The following is a 17,380-nucleotide window of genomic DNA, read 5'->3' as shown; positions in this document are numbered from 1 at the left end:
TTTTTTAAAGATTTGTCACCCAATTTTGCAGTGATTGAAAGCCATCCTTGATCCATTGCCAAACTTGATTGGCGATCGTCGATAGGTCGCCCCAACGAAAGTTTTGTGTCCATTGGTTCAATTGCGTCATGATCTCCTCACGATAGACCCAAATTAAAAAGAGCAACAACAAGATCCCTAGCGTTCGCCAAAGAAAAGAACCAATTTTATAAATAAAGACGAGGATCAAAAGAACGACAATCCATGCGATTAGTTGAGACATACAAGCACCTCCTCCTTTTGATTATCTCAAAACCACCTTTTTTTGTCCTCCATCTTAAGCATGAATTTTACAAAAAAAGCATTCCTCAAAGAGAAATGCTTTTCATTCTTGCTTATTTACCATCAATGATATTCAAACGAACTTTTTTTGGTCCATTTGTCCGTACACTGTAAACGATTGTTCGAATTGCTTTGGCAACCCGACCTTGTTTACCGATGATACGACCAATATCCTCTGGTGCCACAGTAAGATTATATTCCAAGAAATCATCTGACTCTACCAGCTCAAGCTTGATATCCTCAGGTTTGGTAACAAGTGGTGAAACGATCGTTAAGACTAATTCTTGCAAATCTTTCATCCAAAGTCACCTTATTTCTTAGTGAATTTTGCTTCGTGGTGTTTTTTCATAACGCCTTCTTTAGAAAGGATGTTACGAACTGTATCTGAAGGTTGCGCACCTTTAGATAACCAATCAAGAACTAAATCTTCTTTGATTGTCACTTCAGCTGGGTCTAGTAAAGGATTGTAAGTACCAACTGTTTCGATGAAACGTCCGTCACGAGGAGAACGTGAATCTGCTACGACGATACGGTAAAAAGGTTTCTTTTTAGAACCCATGCGTTTTAAACGAATTTTTACTGCCATTATTTACACCTCCATTGATTTAATCACAAGAGCTAGTTTAACAGGTTTTTTCGATGGTGTAAAGAGTTTTTTCTTTACAGCTAAAAAAAGTTTCTTCTTTCTTATTTTCTAAGCATGGTTATCTTTTGCCAGAATGAATCAGGACGCGTATCATTAGTAATAGAGAAACTTTTTAAAGTCAAATCGTTTTATTTGCACCATCCACTTACTTTTGGTAAGCTTAATGAGTAGAAAACAACAAGGAGGAAATTTACATGACAAAAAAAATTGGTTTTATCGTCGGCAGTTTACGGGAAGGATCATTTAATAAACTCGTAGCGAAAAAATTCGCATCATTATTACCAGAAGGTTTTGAAGCATCTTTCATCGAAATCGGCAACTTGCCTTTTTACAATGAAGATTTGGAAGTTGAAGGAAAAGTTCCTGCTGAATGGACAGCATTTCGGGAAGCATTAAGCGCCGTTGACGGGGTCTTCTTCTTTACACCAGAATACAATCGTTCTGTTCCTGCAGCATTAAAAAATGCATTAGATGTTGGTTCTCGTCCTTACGGTGCTAGCAGTTGGGGTGGCAAACCAGCTTTGGTTGTCAGCGTTTCTCCAGGAGCGATCGCTGGGTTTGGTGCAAACCATCACCTACGTCAATCATTAGTCTTTTTGGATATGCCTACTCTACAACAACCAGAAGCCTATATCGGTGGAATCACCAACTTGATTGATGAAAACAACGAAATCAACCCAGATACAGTAAGCTTCTTTGAAACGATCATTACAAAATATATTGAACTCTTTCAACGATTCAACTAATTAAGAATCCAAACAAAAAGACCAAGAAACTCGGCACTGAGTTTCTTGGTCTTTTTACTGTGAAGAATAATCGTTTGCGCTTTTTACTCGCTGCCTGACACAGACTTTCGGACAAAATGAAGTTCTGTCAGTTCCCCCATCTGTTTTGTTTCAACAAACGTCAAGCGTCTCGCATAATCCCCCGGTTCAAACAGTCGCTTGCCCTCTCCTAAAAACACCGGCGCGATTTGAATAAACCATTCATCGATCAAATCAGCTTCCAGCAATGGTTTTAATAAGGAACCCCCACCTACTACCCATACGTTTTCCTCTTGTTTTAATGCTGAAACAAATGCAACTGGATCCGTTGACACTAGGGTTGCATCCGGCAGCGGCTCTTTTCGGGTACGAGAAAAAACATAGTTGGTCTTTTCAGGATATAGCAGTCCATCATCCATCAGTTTTTTTGCTTCTTGATAGGTCTTTCTTCCCATCACGGTCGCGTCGATGGTTGCAAAAAATGCTTCATAGGTCGTTGCAACACCGGTATCAGTTTGAAACAGCCAGTCCAGTTGATCCTCCATACCTGCTAAATAGCCATCGAGGCTGATTGCACCATAAAATACCACTTTTCCCAATTAGGCTCACTCCTTTATTTTTACGATTGCTTCTGACCTTCGACAAACACAAGTGACTAAGTGATCATTAACCATGCCGACCGCTTCCATAAACGCGTAAATAGTTGTCGTTCCGACAAATTTAAAGCCTCGCTTTTTCAAGTCTTTTGCTAGCTGATCGGAAATTTCCGAATGGGTCGGTACATCGGATTGCTGCTGAAATTCATTGATGACTGGCTCATGATTGACATATCGCCACAAGAATGCGGAGAAACTGCCGTATTCTTGTTGGATTTTTAAAACTTCTTGGGCATTGATGATCGCTGCTTCAATCTTTCGTCGATTGCGAATGATTCCTGGATTCATCATCAGTTCTTCCACTTTTTCTTCCGTATAGTTCGCTACTTTTATGATATTAAACTGATCGTATGCTGCATCGAAATTCGCCATCTTGTTTAAAATCGTTTGCCAGCTCAATCCTGCTTGATTCATATCTAACACCAGTTTTCGAAACAACTGCTGATCCTCATACTCAGGTTTTCCCCATACCGTATCATGATACTCCTGCATTGCTGGTGTACTGTTGGCCCATTCACATCGCTCCATTGTCCTCATCAGCTCCTTTTTGTTTATTTTATCATAAATGACTTTACATCCACCAGCGTACTACGTATACTAGTACACATAAATGAAAGGAGCTGATTTTGTGGTTCGCATTAACAAAGCCAGCAGCAAACCTTACTATGAGCAATTGGTTTTAAGTATCAAAGAAGATATTCTGAACGGTGTTCTAACCGCCGGAGACCAAGTACCTTCGGTTCGTGAAATGGCCAAGCGCCTGTTGATGAATCCAAATACCGTCAGCAAAGCCTACAAAGTATTGGAAAATGAGCAAGTACTTGTCACCATCAAAGGAAAAGGCACCTTTGTGAAAGTTACTGAGGATCTGCCACGCGATGAGATTCGGATCTTACAAGTGAAAGAACGTTTGAAAGAATTGGTGATCGAAGCACGCCATTTACAGATCAGCATGCGTGAGCTGAGCGATTGGATGAATGGCTTTGAACAAGAGTTAGGAGGCGATCCACAGTGAAGATCGAGCATGTGACCAAGAAAATGGAACAAACAATTGTCTTAGAAAACGTGAACTTCTCTTTGGAAAAAGGAGAGCTCGTAGGATTAATCGGCCGCAATGGTTCTGGGAAAACCACGTTGTTTCGGACGATTGCTGGGCATTATTTACTAGATGATGGGGAGATTTCCATCGATAACCAACGCCTGGATCAGCATCCGCAATTAAAAGAACAACTTTTTTATATTGATGAAAAAGAAAACTTTCTTTCGGCCTACTCTTTGAAAAAGCTCAATCAATTTTATCGGCTTGCTTATCCAAATTTCGATCAGAATCTTTACTTAGAATTGATGCAAAGTCACGGTCTTCCTCTGACGCTTTCCTACCGACGGATGTCAAAAGGTATGCAAGGTCTTTATAAAATGATTCTTGCGATCGCCTCAAATGCGACGTTCTTACTGTTAGACGAACCTTTTGATGGGCTTGATGTGATCGTCCGTAAAAAAGTGATTGGATTATTGCTGGAAAGCCTCAGCGAGTCGAATCGTACCGCCTTAATCGCTTCTCATAATCTAAATGAATTAGAACATATTATTGATCGTGCCTTGTTGATCAAAGGGAAAACGATTGAAGGAGACTACCGTTTGGAAACGATTCGCGAACAATCTCGCAAACTCCAACTCGTCTTTCGCAGCAAACAGATTCCTCCCCTTATCAAGCAGCACTCCAAGCTGATTCAAAAACAAGGTCGAGTCTTGACTGCTTTGTTTGACAATTACACAGAGGAGCTGGCGGCTGAGATCCAGCAACTTGATCCTTTGGTTTTCGAAGAATTACCTTTGACTTTGGAAGATCTGTTTGAAGCAAATTTACGACAAGAAGCATTGGTGGAAGGATAGAGGTGGAAAACGATGTTAAGCAATATATTTAAAGAACGCTACGGTAAGCTATTGATCGGTTTTTGTTTTGTCGTGCTCTTCATGTATCTTAGTGCTGGCTGGCAATCACAAAATTCTTGGCACCAGCAAGAACGTTATTTGGCATCTGAGGAATTTATCAAAGATTTTAACGAAAATCGAGAATACTATGTCAAAAGCTACAACGGTGAAACCCCGGTTTACTTTGATTCGGCAGCAGAGTACCGCGATGCGGTATTGACAATCAACAAAGAGTACTCAGATGATTTTTATTACAATCGCCCGTATATGACCACCATGAATCAATTTGTGATTGTCTTCCTGTTTATTTGGGGCTTTTTGTCCTTTTTTGTCGATGGCCGCACCAATTTCAATCGCTTTTTATTTGCTTTACCCTTTAGCAGAAAGCACGTCTTTCGCAAGAAACTGCTTTTTATCGGCTTACCCTTGACCGCTTGTTTAGTGTTGGGCCTGTTAGGTCATATCCTGATCGAATACACAATGATCCCGGCTCGCTATCTCGCTGTGCCGCTTCAAGACGTGCTGCTTTCCGCCCTTAGTACTTTGGCAACGAATCTACTAGTATTTGCTGTCGGCACCTTGTTGGGCGTTTTACTGGGGAATCTGTTTACTGGCGTGCTGTCGGTGTTCTTCACTCTTTCTCTAGGAACAATGGGGTATAGCTTTTTCCAATGTACCCGCGAGTTTTTTAGTTTTGTATTTCTTGGTCATGGGGATTTTCTGCTTCCTTTTCAAACGTGGATCGATTGGCCGCAAGGATATGTCTATCCTTGGTGGCTACTGCTCCTTTACCTCGGTTTGAGCGGCTTGCTGATTCTTGCTGCCGAAAAAGTGTTCTCGAAAATTTCTTTAGAAAATGACGGTGACTATTTAACGATCCCTAAATTGCGCGCCCCGGTTTATTGGCTGCTTTCTTTAGGAACCTGGTTCTATCTATCCATGATTTCTTATTACCCGCTAGAAATTTTTTACCGTGATCTCTATGAGGGGTATGATGTCAGTCTTTGGAACATCATCCTTCGGCTTGGCTTGTTGCTGGTTGCTTGCTTATTCATCAGTTTATTGCTTGTCTATCCTAAAGCACTGATGAATTGGTGGTACAAACGAAAAAACAAACAGGTCAGCAATATTTAAAAAAGCGTCCCTACAACAAGAAATTGTTGCCGGGACGCTTTTATGTTTAATGTTTAGGTTTGTCGTCGTCTTTTTTGTCAAAGAAGTCATTTACTTTGCGAGAAACATCATCCGCAAAATCTTCAACCTTATCTTTGGCTTTCCCATATTTATTTTGGGTTTTCCCTTTTAACTCCTCGGAGTCATCTCCTGTAAGTTTCCCTTTTGTTTCGGTTACTTTTCCTTCAATGCGATCCTTGTTTGTCATCGTAAAAACTCCTTTCATACTTGCTATAAATTAATAGTAGCATCATTTGCCAGAAAGCACGAATGTTCTGCTTCTATCTTATCCTTTGAGTTGTCCGCAACGATAGTTCTTCGCTATTTTTGACTCTTGGACGATTTAGGATATTCAGTAGAAAGCTGGCTTTCTCTATAAAAAGGGATGTTCTTTAGATGTTCTATTTGATGTTCTTTGAAGGAGTTCATTTAAAGAGGACACTGTGAACATAAAAAAACCATGACCTGAAAGAAGGCAATCTGAGGAGCTGCAGCTGCTAGAATCAGGAGGTACAGCTTCTCGATTTGGTGTCTTTTCAGGTCATGTTTTTTTTAATTGTACCCTAAGAGAAGGTTCGGTTCTTAGTTCCTATCAGTGTTAAACGATTATTTGCGTTTTTTCTTTTTCTTCTTTTGTTTTTTGACCATACGATTCATGGCCATTTTTCCAAGTTTCCCTTTGACACCGCCGCCAAACATTTGATCCATGCCAGGAATGTTCATATTCCCTTTGCTCATTTGCTGCATCATTTTGCGGGATTCTTTAAATTGTTTGATCATGCGGTTGACTTCGACGACACTGTTGCCAGAACCGGCGGCAATCCGGCGACGACGGCTTGGATTTAACAAATCAGGATTTTCACGTTCTGCTGGTGTCATGGAATAAACCATGGCTTTTTGACGGGCAATTTGTTTTGGATCAACTTTGACGTTCTCGATGCCAGGCATTTGGCTCATTCCCGGAATCATTTTCAAAAGATCTTCAATTGGGCCCATGCCCATGACTTGATCGATCTGTTCAACAAAGTCATTGAAGTCGAAGGAGTTTTCCTTCATTTTTTGAGCAAGTTCTTCTGCTTTTTTCTCGTCGTAATCTTGCTGTGCTTTTTCGATCAAAGTCAGCATATCACCCATACCGAGAATCCGACTAGACATCCGATCTGGATGGAATACTTCAAGGTCGGTCAATTTTTCACCGGTACCAGTGAACTTGATTGGAGCGCCAGTAACTTGACGAATTGACAATGCCGCACCGCCACGAGTATCGCCATCTAGTTTGGTGATGACTACCCCTGTGATCCCCAGTTGTTGATTGAAGCTTTCCGCCACGTTGACAGCATCTTGTCCTGTCATCGCATCCACTACCAGTAAAATTTCATTTGGCTGTGCCAAGTCCTTGATTTGTTTTAGCTCTTCCATCAAGTTTTCGTCGATATGCAAACGACCCGCCGTATCGATCAAAACGTAGTCATTTTTCTTTTCCCGAGCCAAAGTCAATCCTTGGCGGACGATTTCAACTGGACTGACATCAGTTCCCATATCAAAAACAGGTACATCCAATTGCTGCCCTAATACTTTCAACTGGTCGATCGCAGCTGGTCGGTACACATCACCAGCGATCATTAATGGACGTGCGTTTTCGGTTTTGATCAAATGGTTGGCTAATTTCCCAGCAAAGGTGGTTTTCCCTGCCCCTTGCAAACCAGCCATCATGATGATCGTTGGGATCTTCGGTGATTTTTCGATCCCAACTGTTTCTGATCCTAATGTTTTGGTTAATTCTTCATCAACGATCTTAACGATTTGTTGCGCTGGAGATAGGCTTTCTAATACTTCTACCCCCACTGCCCGTTCACGGACATTTTTGGTAAACTCTTTTACAACTTGCAGATTGACGTCGGCTTCTAATAAAGCTAGACGAATCTCACGCATCATTTCTTTTACATCTGCTTCAGATACTTTTCCTTTTCTGCGCAGTTTGCTCATTGCCTGTTGGAGGCGTTCAGTTAAACTTTCAAATGCCATTTTTTTTCATTCCTTTATTCTTCAATTTCTTGGAGCTGTTGAATAAACCCCTGTAAGGTTTCGTCTTTTGGATAGTGAGTTTTCGTATACTCGCTTAGCTGATCCAGCAAGTCTTCCCGCATGATATAGTCCGAAAACATATGTAGTTTTTTTTCATAGTCTTCTAAAATACGTTCGGTGCGTTTGATGTTGTCATAGACTGCTTGACGGCTTACTTGATACTCTTCAGCGATTTCTCCTAGAGAAAAATCATCTGCGTAATACAATTCCATGTAATTCATCTGTTTTTCTGTCAATAACGTGGAATAAAACTCAAACAACGCATTCATGCGATTGGTCTTTTCAATTTCCATTTGCTTCCTCCTGTTTTGCAAGCCATTCGACATCGGACAAAACAGTCATGCCTTGTTGCCGAAAATACGCACAAGCGACACCGATCCCTGTTCTTTTGATTCCAGTAAAATTGCCATCATAAATCATCTGACTGCCACAAGAGGGACTTTTCTCTTTTAGGATCAGTTGAGTGATGCCTTGCTCTTGTAATTTTTGATAAGCAATTTTCGCGCCGGTAGTAAACTGTTCGGTCACGTCTTCCCCTGAGGTGGTGACGACCTTCGCTCGTTGCGCCCAAACGTCCACCCCATCGCCACCAACGATTTCGGCCGGTTCCCGTGGGATCGGCAAGCCGCCAAGAACTTCTGGACAAACCATCATTGCTTGACCTGCTCTTACCAGTTCGATCAATGGTGGCACTGCTTGGTGTTTTCCATCATAACGGCAAAGTACACCGCCTAGACACGCACTGATTCCGATCATATAGCACCCTCAGCTTTCCTATGAAATCGTCCTTTATTATAGCATTTATTTAGTGGTTGCAATAGTACCAATTGTCTATTCATGCTAAAATAGGACTTGTTCGTTGAAATTTAATCGTTTCTTGAAAAAAAGAAGCTAAAGGAGTTTGCCATGAAAAAAATACTCGTTGTCGATGATGAACCTTCCATCGTCACACTTTTAACCTTTAATCTAGAAAAAGAGGGCTATCAAGTCGTTTCCGCCTCAGATGGTCAAAAAGCCTACGAATTAGCCTTGTCTAAGCCTTTTGACTTTATCATCTTAGATGTCATGCTGCCGAATATGGACGGCATCGAGATCACGAAGAAATTGCGTCAAGAAAAAATCGAGACCCCGATCCTCGTCTTGACCGCAAAAGATGATCCAATCGATCGGATCTTAGGCTTAGAGATCGGCGCCGATGACTATTTGACGAAGCCTTTCAGTCCTAGAGAGGTATTAGCTAGAATGAAAGCCATCTTCCGTCGTTTAGAACCCCGTCAACAAACACGAGAAGAAGATCAACCTGCAGAGATTCTGCAAGTCGGTGGGATCCAAGCAGACCTGACGAATTTCCAAGTCAGTGTGGATGGTGAGAAAATCTTCCTAACGCCAAAAGAATTCGAGCTGCTAGTTTACTTTATGAAACGAAAAGGCCGCGTAATCGATCGCGATACCTTGCTCAATCGCATTTGGAACTTCGACTTTGATGGACAAAGTCGAATCGTGGATGTTCACATCAGTCATTTAAGAGAAAAATTGGAAGCTGATCCAAAACGGCCGGAATACTTAGTAACGGTTCGGGGTTTCGGGTATAAATTTCAGGAGCCAGTCTAATGAAAAAACGCTATGGCTATGGTTTATGGTCGATCGGTCTATTGCTGATTTTTTTCCTGTGCTGGCAAGTTCTAAGCAGTTTTTACCGTCAGCAAGTCATTGCCCAGCAAGTGGCTTTTCTCCAAGAGAAAGCCACCGTATTTTTGAATCTATCAGATAATCAAACCGCGGCCTTAGAACAGTTTGCGGATACCTATGTTGAAGATAGCAATAGTCGCATCACTTTGTTAGATGACCAAGGTCAGATCATTTTCGATACCTATGATCATACACTGCATGAAAACCGCTCCAATCGTCCAGAAGTCCAAGCCGTTTTGCGCGGAAGCTCCGTCGGTCAATCGCTGCGGGAAAGCGACACCTTGCATGAAGAATTGCTTTACGTGGCGATTCCTGTCAAAGAGGATGGAAACTTGACTCAAATCTTGCGAATCGCCGAACCGACCGCGGCTTTTTTTGCAAAAAATGAAGGAATCAAGCAGTCGATCTTGATTGTCTATCTTGTTTTTTGCTTTTTGATCAGCCTATTGATTTTCCATACCTTGCGCCAGCGAAATCGGCCGATCCAAACGATTCTGCCCGTCGTAAAAAAAATGATCACCTCGCCCGATCAACAAGCAATCATTATGCAAGAAACCCCTGAACATGATGAGTTGTATCAACTGATCAATCAGCTGAGCGAGCAAATGAGCCAGACCTATCGTGCCTATGCGGCTTCTGAACAGCAACTGTACGGCTTGCTCAGTGAACTGATGATCGGTGTCTTTATCATCAATGAAGAAAATCAACTGCTGCTGTTGAATCCGACGATGCAAGAACAGCTAGGGATGGAAACCGCACCGATCTTACCGCAACCTTTTACTGAAGTGATCCATGACACACAATTGATCCAGTTGATCTATCAATTTAATGACGAGACCCCTATTTTCCATGCGGAAACCACCCTTAGCGGGGAACGTTCAAAAGTCTTAGATGTTACCTTGCGAAGCTTCCAAGAAAACCAGTTGATTGGTATTTCTTATGACTTGACACGCATCCGACAATTAGAAAAGATGCAAAAAGATTTTGTCGGCAATGTTTCCCATGAATTAAAAACGCCGGTAACTTCCTTGATTGGGTTTACTGAAACACTGCTGGATGGCGCCAAAGAAGACCCTGAAACGTTGCAGACCTTCTTAGAAATCATTCAAAAAGATGCTTATCGCTTGAAAAATCTAATACAAGATATCATCCAATTGTCTCAAGACAGTGATTCTTTCCAGTATGTCGACCAACCGATCAACTTTTCTGAGCTGCTGCAACAAGTCGTTCAAACCTATGGTCCCGCAGCTGTTAAGAAGCAATTGACCTTTCAATTTGAAGGACCCGAACAATTCATTTTATCTACCAAAAAAGAGCTGCTGCAGCCCATCGTAAAAAATCTAGTTGAAAATGCGGTCACCTATTCAAAACCTGGTGGTGTCATCACATTATCCTATTCCGAGCAAGATGACCAGCTGCTTTTTCAAGTGCAGGATCAAGGCATCGGCATCGATGAAGAAGATCAAGAACGGATTTTTGAGCGGTTTTATCGGGTGGACAAAGCCCGTGCTCGCAATTCTGGCGGCACTGGACTTGGGCTGGCTATCGTCAAAGACTATACCAAATTATTAGGCGGCAGCATCAAGGTTGACAGTTTCCCTAAAATTGGTTCTACCTTTACGGTGACTTTGCCGCTTCATGAAAAAAGATGATTATTGATAAAAAACAGCCGATAACAGGTGAATAAAGGTTATCGGCTGTTTTTGTAATCATTTTTAGTTGGTATTCCCCACTAGATGAAGTGCCATCCGATAGTATCTTCTTGATTGTTTAAACAAAAAAAGAAGGAGATTCCTCCTTCTTCGTCCATTCATTTCACTATTCAACATTCGTTACTTCGCCGTCTACACTGCGTTCTACTTTCATATCAGTGATTGGCAAGTATCCTAATTCGATAACGATTCCTTGTTGGACATCGTCTGTCATGATGTAATCAAGAAAGGCTTTGACGTTAGCATCTGGTTCACCATTCGTGTACATATGCTCGTAAGACCAGATTGGCCATTTGTTATCTGCAATATTTTCAGGGGTCGCTTCTACCCCATCAAGAGATAGCGCTTGGATTGAATCATCTAAATAAGATAAAGCAAGGTAGCTGATTGCTCCTGGTGTTTCAGCAACGATTTTACGGACTGTTCCAGAAGAATCTTGTTCTTGTGTTTGGATCGTCTCTGCACCATCTAAGCCCCATTTTTCAAAGGTCGCTCTCGTACCGCTGCCTGATGCGCGGTTGATTACAGAGATTTCTTGATCTGCTCCACCTAGTTCAGACCAATTCTTCACTTTGCCTGTAAAGATATCGATTAAATCTTGTTGGCTAAGATCCGTAACGCCTGCGTCTTTATTCACTACTGGTGCCATACCAACTACAGCTACTTTATGGTCAACTAATTTGCTGGCATCCACACCATCTTTTTCATCCGCAAAAACATCGGAATTACCGATCGTCACAGCGCCTGCTTCTACTTGACTTAAGCCAGTTCCGCTACCGCCACCTTGAACAGTAATTGTATAATTGGGATTGTCTGCTGAGAAGCTTTCACCTGCTGCTTCAACCAAGGGTTGCAATGCAGTTGAGCCTACCGCTAAAATTTCTACATTTTCATTTGATGCGGCACCTGATGAAGATCCGCCTGATGCTTGACTGCTCTCAGTGCTTGCGCCACCGCTCCCACAGCCAGCTAATAATAAACCAGTTGCAAAAAATAAAAGTCCCAATTTTTTCATTTAGTAAATCTCCTTTCGTTATATGCTTAGTTTAGCAAGGCGGTGTAAACCCTTGATGGATTTAATGTAAAGAATCGATAAAGCGATGTAAATCTTTTGTAAAGTTCGTCGATTGCCTATAAAAGCCCCCACTGAATCCATCAGAGGGGGCTTACTTTATCTAAAAACGAAAGAAACGTTTGTAGAATCAATTGCTTTGCATATAGCGTGTCAAGCGATCCATCGCTTCCACCAAGTTTTCCATACTTGCCGCATAGCTTAAACGAACATAGCCTTCTGCTTCGGGACCAAAGGCGATACCCGGGATGATTGCTAATTGATTCTTTTCGGCTAAGTCGACACAAAAAGCCATGGAATCTTGGTTGAAACCAGCTGGTATTTTGGCAAAAATATAGAATGCACCTGATGGCTTCGCCATTTCAAAACCAAGGGCAGTCATCTTTTCAAACAAGTAATCTCGGCGTTCACGGTAATCGGCTTTCATGACTTCTGCATCATTGATGCCTTCGATCAATGCCCGCACTGCGGCTTTTTGAGAAATCGTTGATGCCGCAGTCACTAAGTATTGGTGGACCTTAATGATCTGAGCAGTCAACGCTTCTGGTGCAAAAATGAAGCCGACGCGCCACCCAGTCATCGCGTGAGATTTCGACAAGCCATTGATCACGATCGTTTGATCCCGCAAGTATTCAGCAATGGACACATGGGTTTCATCATAAGTCAACTCACTATAAATTTCATCGCTAATAACAAAAACGGGGTATTTTTCTAAAACCTCCGCCAATGCTTTGACTTGTTCTCGGGTATAAACGACCCCTGTTGGATTGCTAGGATAATTCAAAATGACTGCCTTGACTTGCTCCCCATGCTCTTTTAAGGCTGCTTCCAAAACATCTGGCGCTAAAACAAAGTCATTGTCCGTCGTATCAAGATAGATCGGTTGGGCATGGGCTAAATGGATGACTGGTTCATAGCCTGGATAAATTGGTGCCGGTAGGAGAACTTTATCGCCAGGTTCCAACGTGGCTAATAAAGAAGCTGAGATTGCTTCCGTTGCACCGATCGTCACTAATACTTCTGATTGAAAGTCGTAATCAAGCTGATATTTATTTTTCAAAAAGAGGCTGGCTGCTTGCCGAACATCTGCTAAGCCGGCCATTCCAGAATAGTGGCTAAAATTTTGTTCGATTGCTTGGACACCCGATTTTTTCACGTGCTCTGGTGTGTTAAAATCCGGCTCGCCTAACGTTAACTTTAAAATATCAGGAATTGAAGAAACCCGTTCATCAAATTTACGAATCAATGAAACAGCTATATTGTACACTTCGTGATTGAAGCGTTGGCTTACGTCTGCCATAGTATCACTCCTTTGAATTAAGCAAATTCATTCGCTATTGTTGTTAATCCTAACACAAAAAGGCGACAATTTTAAGCAACGGATGAAATTAATCTAATAACCACAATTCCGTTTGTTTATTTACAAACAAAAACATTTTATGTTAGTATATAATCAAACAAAAAAGGAGAACCCAAAATGAAACCTTATCAAGAGTTTACCATTTCTGATTATCAGCAAGGATATGTCGAAACAACAACGGATTATTGTTGCGTATTTTGTCAGGAGACCTTCGACAAAGAAGAAATCTATCCCGTTGATGGCGCCTTTTTTACGGCAAAAAAACGAATGATACAACATATCACTGAGCATCACGGAACCGTTTTATCCGCATTATTGGCTTTACCCAAAGAACAAACAGGCTTATCAGAAAGCCAGCAGGAGATTTTACAACTGTTTGCCCAAGATGTTAGCGATACTGTGATTGCCCAGCGCTTAGGTATCTCTTCTTCGACTGTCAGGAATCATCGCTTTAAGCTAAAAGAAAAGCAGCGACAAGCGACTGTTTTTATAAGTATCATGTCCTTGTTGCAAGAAACCCCGTTGCTGCCGCCTCACAAAGGGGCGACGATGCTTGATGATCGCTATGCCATTACGGCTAGTGAAAGAGAAAAGATCATTGCTACTTATTTTGATGAAGCGGGGTTTATCAAACAGTTTCCGAGCAAAGAAAAGCGCAAGATCGTTGTCTTAAGTGTGCTGGCACAAAAATTTGATCCGAAGAAAAATTATTCAGAAGCTGCCGTAAACGATGTATTAAAACAAGCGATCACCGATTATGTCACTGTCCGACGATATTTGATCGAGTATGGATTTATGCAACGGACGAAAGACGGAAAAACTTACTGGCTGACTTAAAACCCAGTCTGTAGTTGGATGGAATTTTTGTTGGTTGGATGGACAGTATCTTTCACAGTTTTGAAAAGTTAACAAGCTCCAGTTTTTTACAAAAAAAGACAAAGTACGAAAACACCCGTACTTTGTCTACTGTCTGAAACGCTGGGACAAGTTCCAGCGTTTATTTTTCTTTTAGAAAGATTTTTTTGATGATCAATTTATCAAATAATTGCGTTTGATTGTCTTGTTCCCCAATGACTTCAGCAGTCACTGATTTGCCGTCTTGTTTTTTGCGCAACTGATAAACAATCTTACCTGTTTCTTTCAATTCGTTCACCATGTCGACGACACCGCCAAAACCTGTTTTACGAGTGATGAAGCCTAACGCCACCATCCGCTCATCTAAATTTTTTGCCGAGATGCTGGCACCGGTGATCAGTGCTTGCCGCATGATTTGTAAGAATTCTTCTAGCCCTGCCACTGGCGGCTGTTCAGGCTCTTCTTCCATCAGCGGTCGCTGACGCAAATAATCTAATTCCTGCAATAACGTTTCGTACTGCTCTTGTGTCAACATGACCCCCGCCACTTTTTCACGATTGAATACATATACTGCTGTTCCTGCTTCTCGCGCTTGATTAAATACATCCATCGGAGATTTTTTTACTTCAGTAATTGAAGTAGTGGGAACATCCAACTTCTTCAGTTCCATAATCAACGTCCTCCTTGTCTCAACGAACACATTATAGCATAAATCCAGAAGCAGATTATAGAGGTATTTCACTGCTCCTAGGAAAAGAAACAAAAAAGCGGCTAATCGCCGCTTTTTTCGATTGATAAGGTCATTGCATTGATGGCAACGATGATCGTACTCATAGACATCAAGACAGCTCCGACTGCTGGGTTCAAAATGATCCCGATTGGTGCGAGCACGCCAGCTGCCAAAGGAATAGCAAAAATATTGTATCCTGCGCCCCACCAGAGATTTTGAATCATCTTGCGCCTTGTTTTTTTCGCCAAAGTCAAGAAGTGCAAGATGTCTTGAGGTTCGCTATTCGTCAAAACGACATCGGCTGAATCGATCGCTACATCGGTTCCAGCTCCGATCGCAATCCCGATCGTCGCTCTTGCAAGACTTGGGGCGTCATTGATCCCATCGCCTACCATTACGACGCGCTTGCCCTCTTTGACATAGTCACTGACTAGACGTTCTTTATCGTCTGGTAACATTGCCGCATGGAAGGCTTCGATTCCTAGGTAATCGGCTACGGCTTGCGCCGCTTCTTGGTTGTCCCCAGTAGCCATAACTGGCGTGATGCCTAAGTCTTTCACTTTTTGAATAAATTGACTCGCTTCTGGTTTCACCTTATCCCCTAATGCGACGATTCCTTCCACTTTGCCGTCATGAACCAAATAGCTAATGGTATTGCCCTGCTCTTGATAATTTTTCAAGGATTTCCCTTGATACTGGATGGTTAATTGCTCCAATCCTTTTTGATTGACGATCAACCACTTTTGTCCATCGATTACGCCTTCCAGACCAATACCCGTCCTTGTTTGAACATCATTCGCCTTTTTGGCTATGATGTTTTCCTTTTCTGCTTGGGCTAAAATACCTTCTGCGATCGGATGATTGGCGGTTTTCTCAAGACCTGCTAGGTAAGCTAGTACTTCTGATGCAGAAAGGCTGCCTGTCGCCTCGATGCCAGTTACGGTAAACGTTCCTTCTGTTAACGTACCGGTCTTATCAAGGATCAGATAATCAACATGATGCGCATTCTCCAATGCGTTGCGATTTTTTAAGAGCAAGCCGTTTTTGGCAGCGATCGATGTTGAACGAGCCACAACGAGGGGAATCGCTAGGCCTAACGCATGGGGACAGGCAATGACGAATACCGTGACCATTCGATCAAGAGCAGTCGGTAGGTCAGCAACAAACAGCCATACAGCAAAGGCCAAAACACCAGCAACTAAGGCGATATAGAACAACCATTTCGCCACTTTGTCCGAAAGTGCTTCTAAGCGGGATTTATCAGCTTGGGCTTTTCGTACCATTTCCATGACTTTTGCCAAATAGCTGTCTTCGCCAGTCCCTGTGACTTCCATCGTAATGGAACCATTGCCGTTGACAGATCCTCCAATGACAGTACTGCCGATGGTTTTAGGTACCCGTCTGGATTCACCGGTAACTGCCGACTCATCGATCGTTGTTTCCCCTTCAAGAATCGTTCCGTCTGTAGGAATCTTATCTCCTGAGCGAACGATCAGCTGTGTTTTGTTGGTCACTTCTTCTAATGGAATCTGTTCTTCTGATCCATCTGCATTTTTCCGAATCACTTCTTTTGGCAACAGTTCTGCTAATTTCTGTAATGCATTGCCGGCATTAGAAACGGCATTCATCTCGATCCAATGCCCCAACAACATGATCACGATCAGAGTCGCTAGTTCCCAGAAGAAATCCATTACATGAGGAACAGCAAGAAAATGATTAGCGATAAACGCGTAAAGACTATAAAAATAAGAAACCGTAATCCCCATAGCAATCAAAGTCATCATGGCTGGGCTTTTTTGTTTCAATTCCATTTTTGCACCACTTAAAAACGGCTGCCCCCCATAGAAAAACAGGATCGTTCCTAAAATCAATACAACCCAATCTGAGCCGGGAAACGTGAACTGAAAGGGCAATTCGATACCCATCATTGGTGATAAAATGACGATTGGAATCGCCAAAACCAAGGATAGCCAAAACTTTTGCTTAAAATTTCCCATATGCATACTATGATCCATACCAGACATCTCATGATCCATATGACTGTGATCCATGCCAGACATCTCATGATCCATGTGGCTATGATCCATGCCAGACATCTCATGATCCATGTGGCTATGGTCCATACTGGAAACCTCATGATCCATGTGAGCATGGTTACTATCGGCGCTTTCATGCTCCTGCAGTTTTGATGTCGCCCCTTGATGATCCACCCCATTCATCTCATGGCTTCGGGGCTCAGGGACTTCCTCCGCCTGTGGGTGTGTGAGTCCTTCTTGCCCTTTATTATCCTGCTCATTCCTAGGTTCATGCCTATGATGGCTTGACGTCTGACGATTGTCTGCAGGTGACGTTTTTTTCTGATTCATCCTAGTATTCCCCTTCCTA

At 42.2% G+C, this 17,380-nt stretch carries 20 protein-coding genes; 7 read left to right on the top strand and 13 right to left on the bottom strand.

Going from position 1 to position 17,380, the window contains the following annotated elements; translation table 11 throughout:
- Nucleotides 1-4 precede the first annotated feature (4 nt).
- The 3 genes from IGJ26_RS04540 to rpsP all read right to left on the bottom strand — a co-directional run bounded on the left by IGJ26_RS04540 (nucleotide 5) and on the right by rpsP (nucleotide 907).
- Nucleotides 5-262, bottom strand: a complete 258-nt coding sequence (locus IGJ26_RS04540; protein ID WP_005228919.1) for a hypothetical protein — start codon at nucleotides 260-262, stop codon at nucleotides 5-7.
- A 112-nt stretch (nucleotides 263-374) separates the two neighbouring features.
- Nucleotides 375-620, bottom strand: a complete 246-nt coding sequence (locus IGJ26_RS04535; RefSeq protein WP_005228918.1) for a KH domain-containing protein — start codon at nucleotides 618-620, stop codon at nucleotides 375-377.
- A gap of 11 nt (nucleotides 621-631) precedes the next feature.
- A complete protein-coding gene (gene rpsP, locus IGJ26_RS04530; protein WP_005228917.1) occupies nucleotides 632-907 on the bottom strand; it encodes a 30S ribosomal protein S16 in 276 nt (91 codons plus the stop codon).
- A gap of 254 nt (nucleotides 908-1,161) precedes the next feature.
- Here rpsP and IGJ26_RS04525 point away from each other — a divergent pair, with 254 nt between their 5' ends.
- Complete coding sequence (locus IGJ26_RS04525; RefSeq protein ID WP_061053874.1) at nucleotides 1,162-1,713, top strand: NADPH-dependent FMN reductase; 552 nt, start codon at nucleotides 1,162-1,164, stop codon at nucleotides 1,711-1,713.
- Nucleotides 1,714-1,796: 83 nt separating this feature from the next.
- Here the strand turns inward: IGJ26_RS04525 and IGJ26_RS04520 are convergent, their stop codons facing one another.
- Nucleotides 1,797-2,330: a dihydrofolate reductase family protein gene (locus tag IGJ26_RS04520; RefSeq protein WP_005237235.1), complete on the bottom strand. Its 534-nt coding sequence runs from the start codon at nucleotides 2,328-2,330 to the stop codon at nucleotides 1,797-1,799.
- A 6-nt stretch (nucleotides 2,331-2,336) separates the two neighbouring features.
- The gene (locus IGJ26_RS04515; protein ID WP_016619836.1) at nucleotides 2,337-2,915 is read right to left on the bottom strand and encodes a DNA-3-methyladenine glycosylase I; all 579 of its coding nucleotides are present in this window, start codon (nucleotides 2,913-2,915) and stop codon (nucleotides 2,337-2,339) included.
- A gap of 100 nt (nucleotides 2,916-3,015) precedes the next feature.
- On the opposite strand from IGJ26_RS04515, the gene IGJ26_RS04510 reads away from it, so the two are divergent.
- From IGJ26_RS04510 to IGJ26_RS04500, 3 genes are read left to right on the top strand one after another with little or no spacing between them, the layout of a single operon-like run.
- Nucleotides 3,016-3,402, top strand: coding sequence for a GntR family transcriptional regulator (locus IGJ26_RS04510; RefSeq protein WP_008377404.1), 387 nt, complete (start codon nucleotides 3,016-3,018; stop codon nucleotides 3,400-3,402).
- Nucleotides 3,399-4,280 (top strand): ABC transporter ATP-binding protein, encoded by an 882-nt coding sequence (locus IGJ26_RS04505; protein ID WP_005237238.1) that lies wholly within the window; start codon nucleotides 3,399-3,401, stop codon nucleotides 4,278-4,280. Before IGJ26_RS04510 ends, IGJ26_RS04505 begins: the two co-directional genes overlap by 4 nt.
- Nucleotides 4,281-4,292: 12 nt before the next feature.
- The gene (locus tag IGJ26_RS04500) at nucleotides 4,293-5,453 is read left to right on the top strand and encodes an ABC transporter permease (protein WP_430599896.1); all 1,161 of its coding nucleotides are present in this window, start codon (nucleotides 4,293-4,295) and stop codon (nucleotides 5,451-5,453) included.
- 46 nt (nucleotides 5,454-5,499) lie between these two features.
- Here IGJ26_RS04500 and IGJ26_RS04495 read toward each other — a convergent pair whose 3' ends face one another.
- From IGJ26_RS04495 to IGJ26_RS04480, 4 genes are all read right to left on the bottom strand, one after another.
- Nucleotides 5,500-5,700: a CsbD family protein gene (locus IGJ26_RS04495; protein WP_008377398.1), complete on the bottom strand. Its 201-nt coding sequence runs from the start codon at nucleotides 5,698-5,700 to the stop codon at nucleotides 5,500-5,502.
- 398 nt (nucleotides 5,701-6,098) lie between these two features.
- Complete coding sequence (gene ffh / locus IGJ26_RS04490) at nucleotides 6,099-7,517, bottom strand: signal recognition particle protein (protein WP_194188543.1); 1,419 nt, start codon at nucleotides 7,515-7,517, stop codon at nucleotides 6,099-6,101.
- A gap of 14 nt (nucleotides 7,518-7,531) precedes the next feature.
- Entirely contained in the window at nucleotides 7,532-7,870 is a 339-nt protein-coding gene (locus IGJ26_RS04485; RefSeq protein ID WP_005228897.1) for a putative DNA-binding protein, read from the bottom strand.
- Nucleotides 7,860-8,333, bottom strand: coding sequence for a DUF523 domain-containing protein (locus IGJ26_RS04480; protein WP_430599895.1), 474 nt, complete (start codon nucleotides 8,331-8,333; stop codon nucleotides 7,860-7,862). Before IGJ26_RS04480 ends, IGJ26_RS04485 begins: the two co-directional genes overlap by 11 nt.
- Before the next feature lie 150 nt (nucleotides 8,334-8,483).
- Here IGJ26_RS04480 and IGJ26_RS04475 point away from each other — a divergent pair, with 150 nt between their 5' ends.
- Both IGJ26_RS04475 and pnpS read left to right on the top strand, forming a co-directional pair.
- A complete protein-coding gene (locus tag IGJ26_RS04475) occupies nucleotides 8,484-9,188 on the top strand; it encodes a response regulator transcription factor (RefSeq protein ID WP_005237242.1) in 705 nt (234 codons plus the stop codon).
- Nucleotides 9,188-10,918: a two-component system histidine kinase PnpS gene (gene pnpS / locus IGJ26_RS04470; RefSeq protein WP_016613838.1), complete on the top strand. Its 1,731-nt coding sequence runs from the start codon at nucleotides 9,188-9,190 to the stop codon at nucleotides 10,916-10,918. The genes IGJ26_RS04475 and pnpS overlap by 1 nt, the downstream gene beginning before the upstream one ends.
- 166 nt (nucleotides 10,919-11,084) lie before the next feature.
- Here the strand turns inward: pnpS and IGJ26_RS04465 are convergent, their stop codons facing one another.
- Complete coding sequence (locus IGJ26_RS04465) at nucleotides 11,085-11,993, bottom strand: phosphate ABC transporter substrate-binding protein PstS family protein (RefSeq protein WP_016608721.1); 909 nt, start codon at nucleotides 11,991-11,993, stop codon at nucleotides 11,085-11,087.
- Nucleotides 11,994-12,180: 187 nt separating this feature from the next.
- Nucleotides 12,181-13,350, bottom strand: coding sequence for a pyridoxal phosphate-dependent aminotransferase (locus IGJ26_RS04460; RefSeq protein ID WP_194199610.1), 1,170 nt, complete (start codon nucleotides 13,348-13,350; stop codon nucleotides 12,181-12,183).
- A 177-nt stretch (nucleotides 13,351-13,527) separates the two neighbouring features.
- Between IGJ26_RS04460 and IGJ26_RS04455 the strand changes: the two genes are divergently transcribed.
- A complete protein-coding gene (locus IGJ26_RS04455; protein WP_061053872.1) occupies nucleotides 13,528-14,247 on the top strand; it encodes a DUF2087 domain-containing protein in 720 nt (239 codons plus the stop codon).
- A 160-nt stretch (nucleotides 14,248-14,407) separates the two neighbouring features.
- On the opposite strand, the gene IGJ26_RS04450 is transcribed toward IGJ26_RS04455, so the two are convergent.
- Both IGJ26_RS04450 and IGJ26_RS04445 read right to left on the bottom strand, forming a co-directional pair.
- A complete protein-coding gene (locus IGJ26_RS04450) occupies nucleotides 14,408-14,935 on the bottom strand; it encodes a type II toxin-antitoxin system Phd/YefM family antitoxin (protein WP_005237249.1) in 528 nt (175 codons plus the stop codon).
- 101 nt (nucleotides 14,936-15,036) lie between these two features.
- Nucleotides 15,037-17,361 (bottom strand): heavy metal translocating P-type ATPase, encoded by a 2,325-nt coding sequence (locus IGJ26_RS04445; protein WP_194188540.1) that lies wholly within the window; start codon nucleotides 17,359-17,361, stop codon nucleotides 15,037-15,039.
- Between the last annotated feature and the right edge of the window lie 19 nt (nucleotides 17,362-17,380).

This window comes from Enterococcus sp. AZ095a (genome assembly GCF_050546735.1).
Taxonomy (GTDB): Bacteria; Bacillota; Bacilli; order Lactobacillales; family Enterococcaceae; genus Enterococcus_D; species Enterococcus_D entomosocium.
This window is presented reverse-complemented; position numbering and strand designations above follow the sequence as displayed.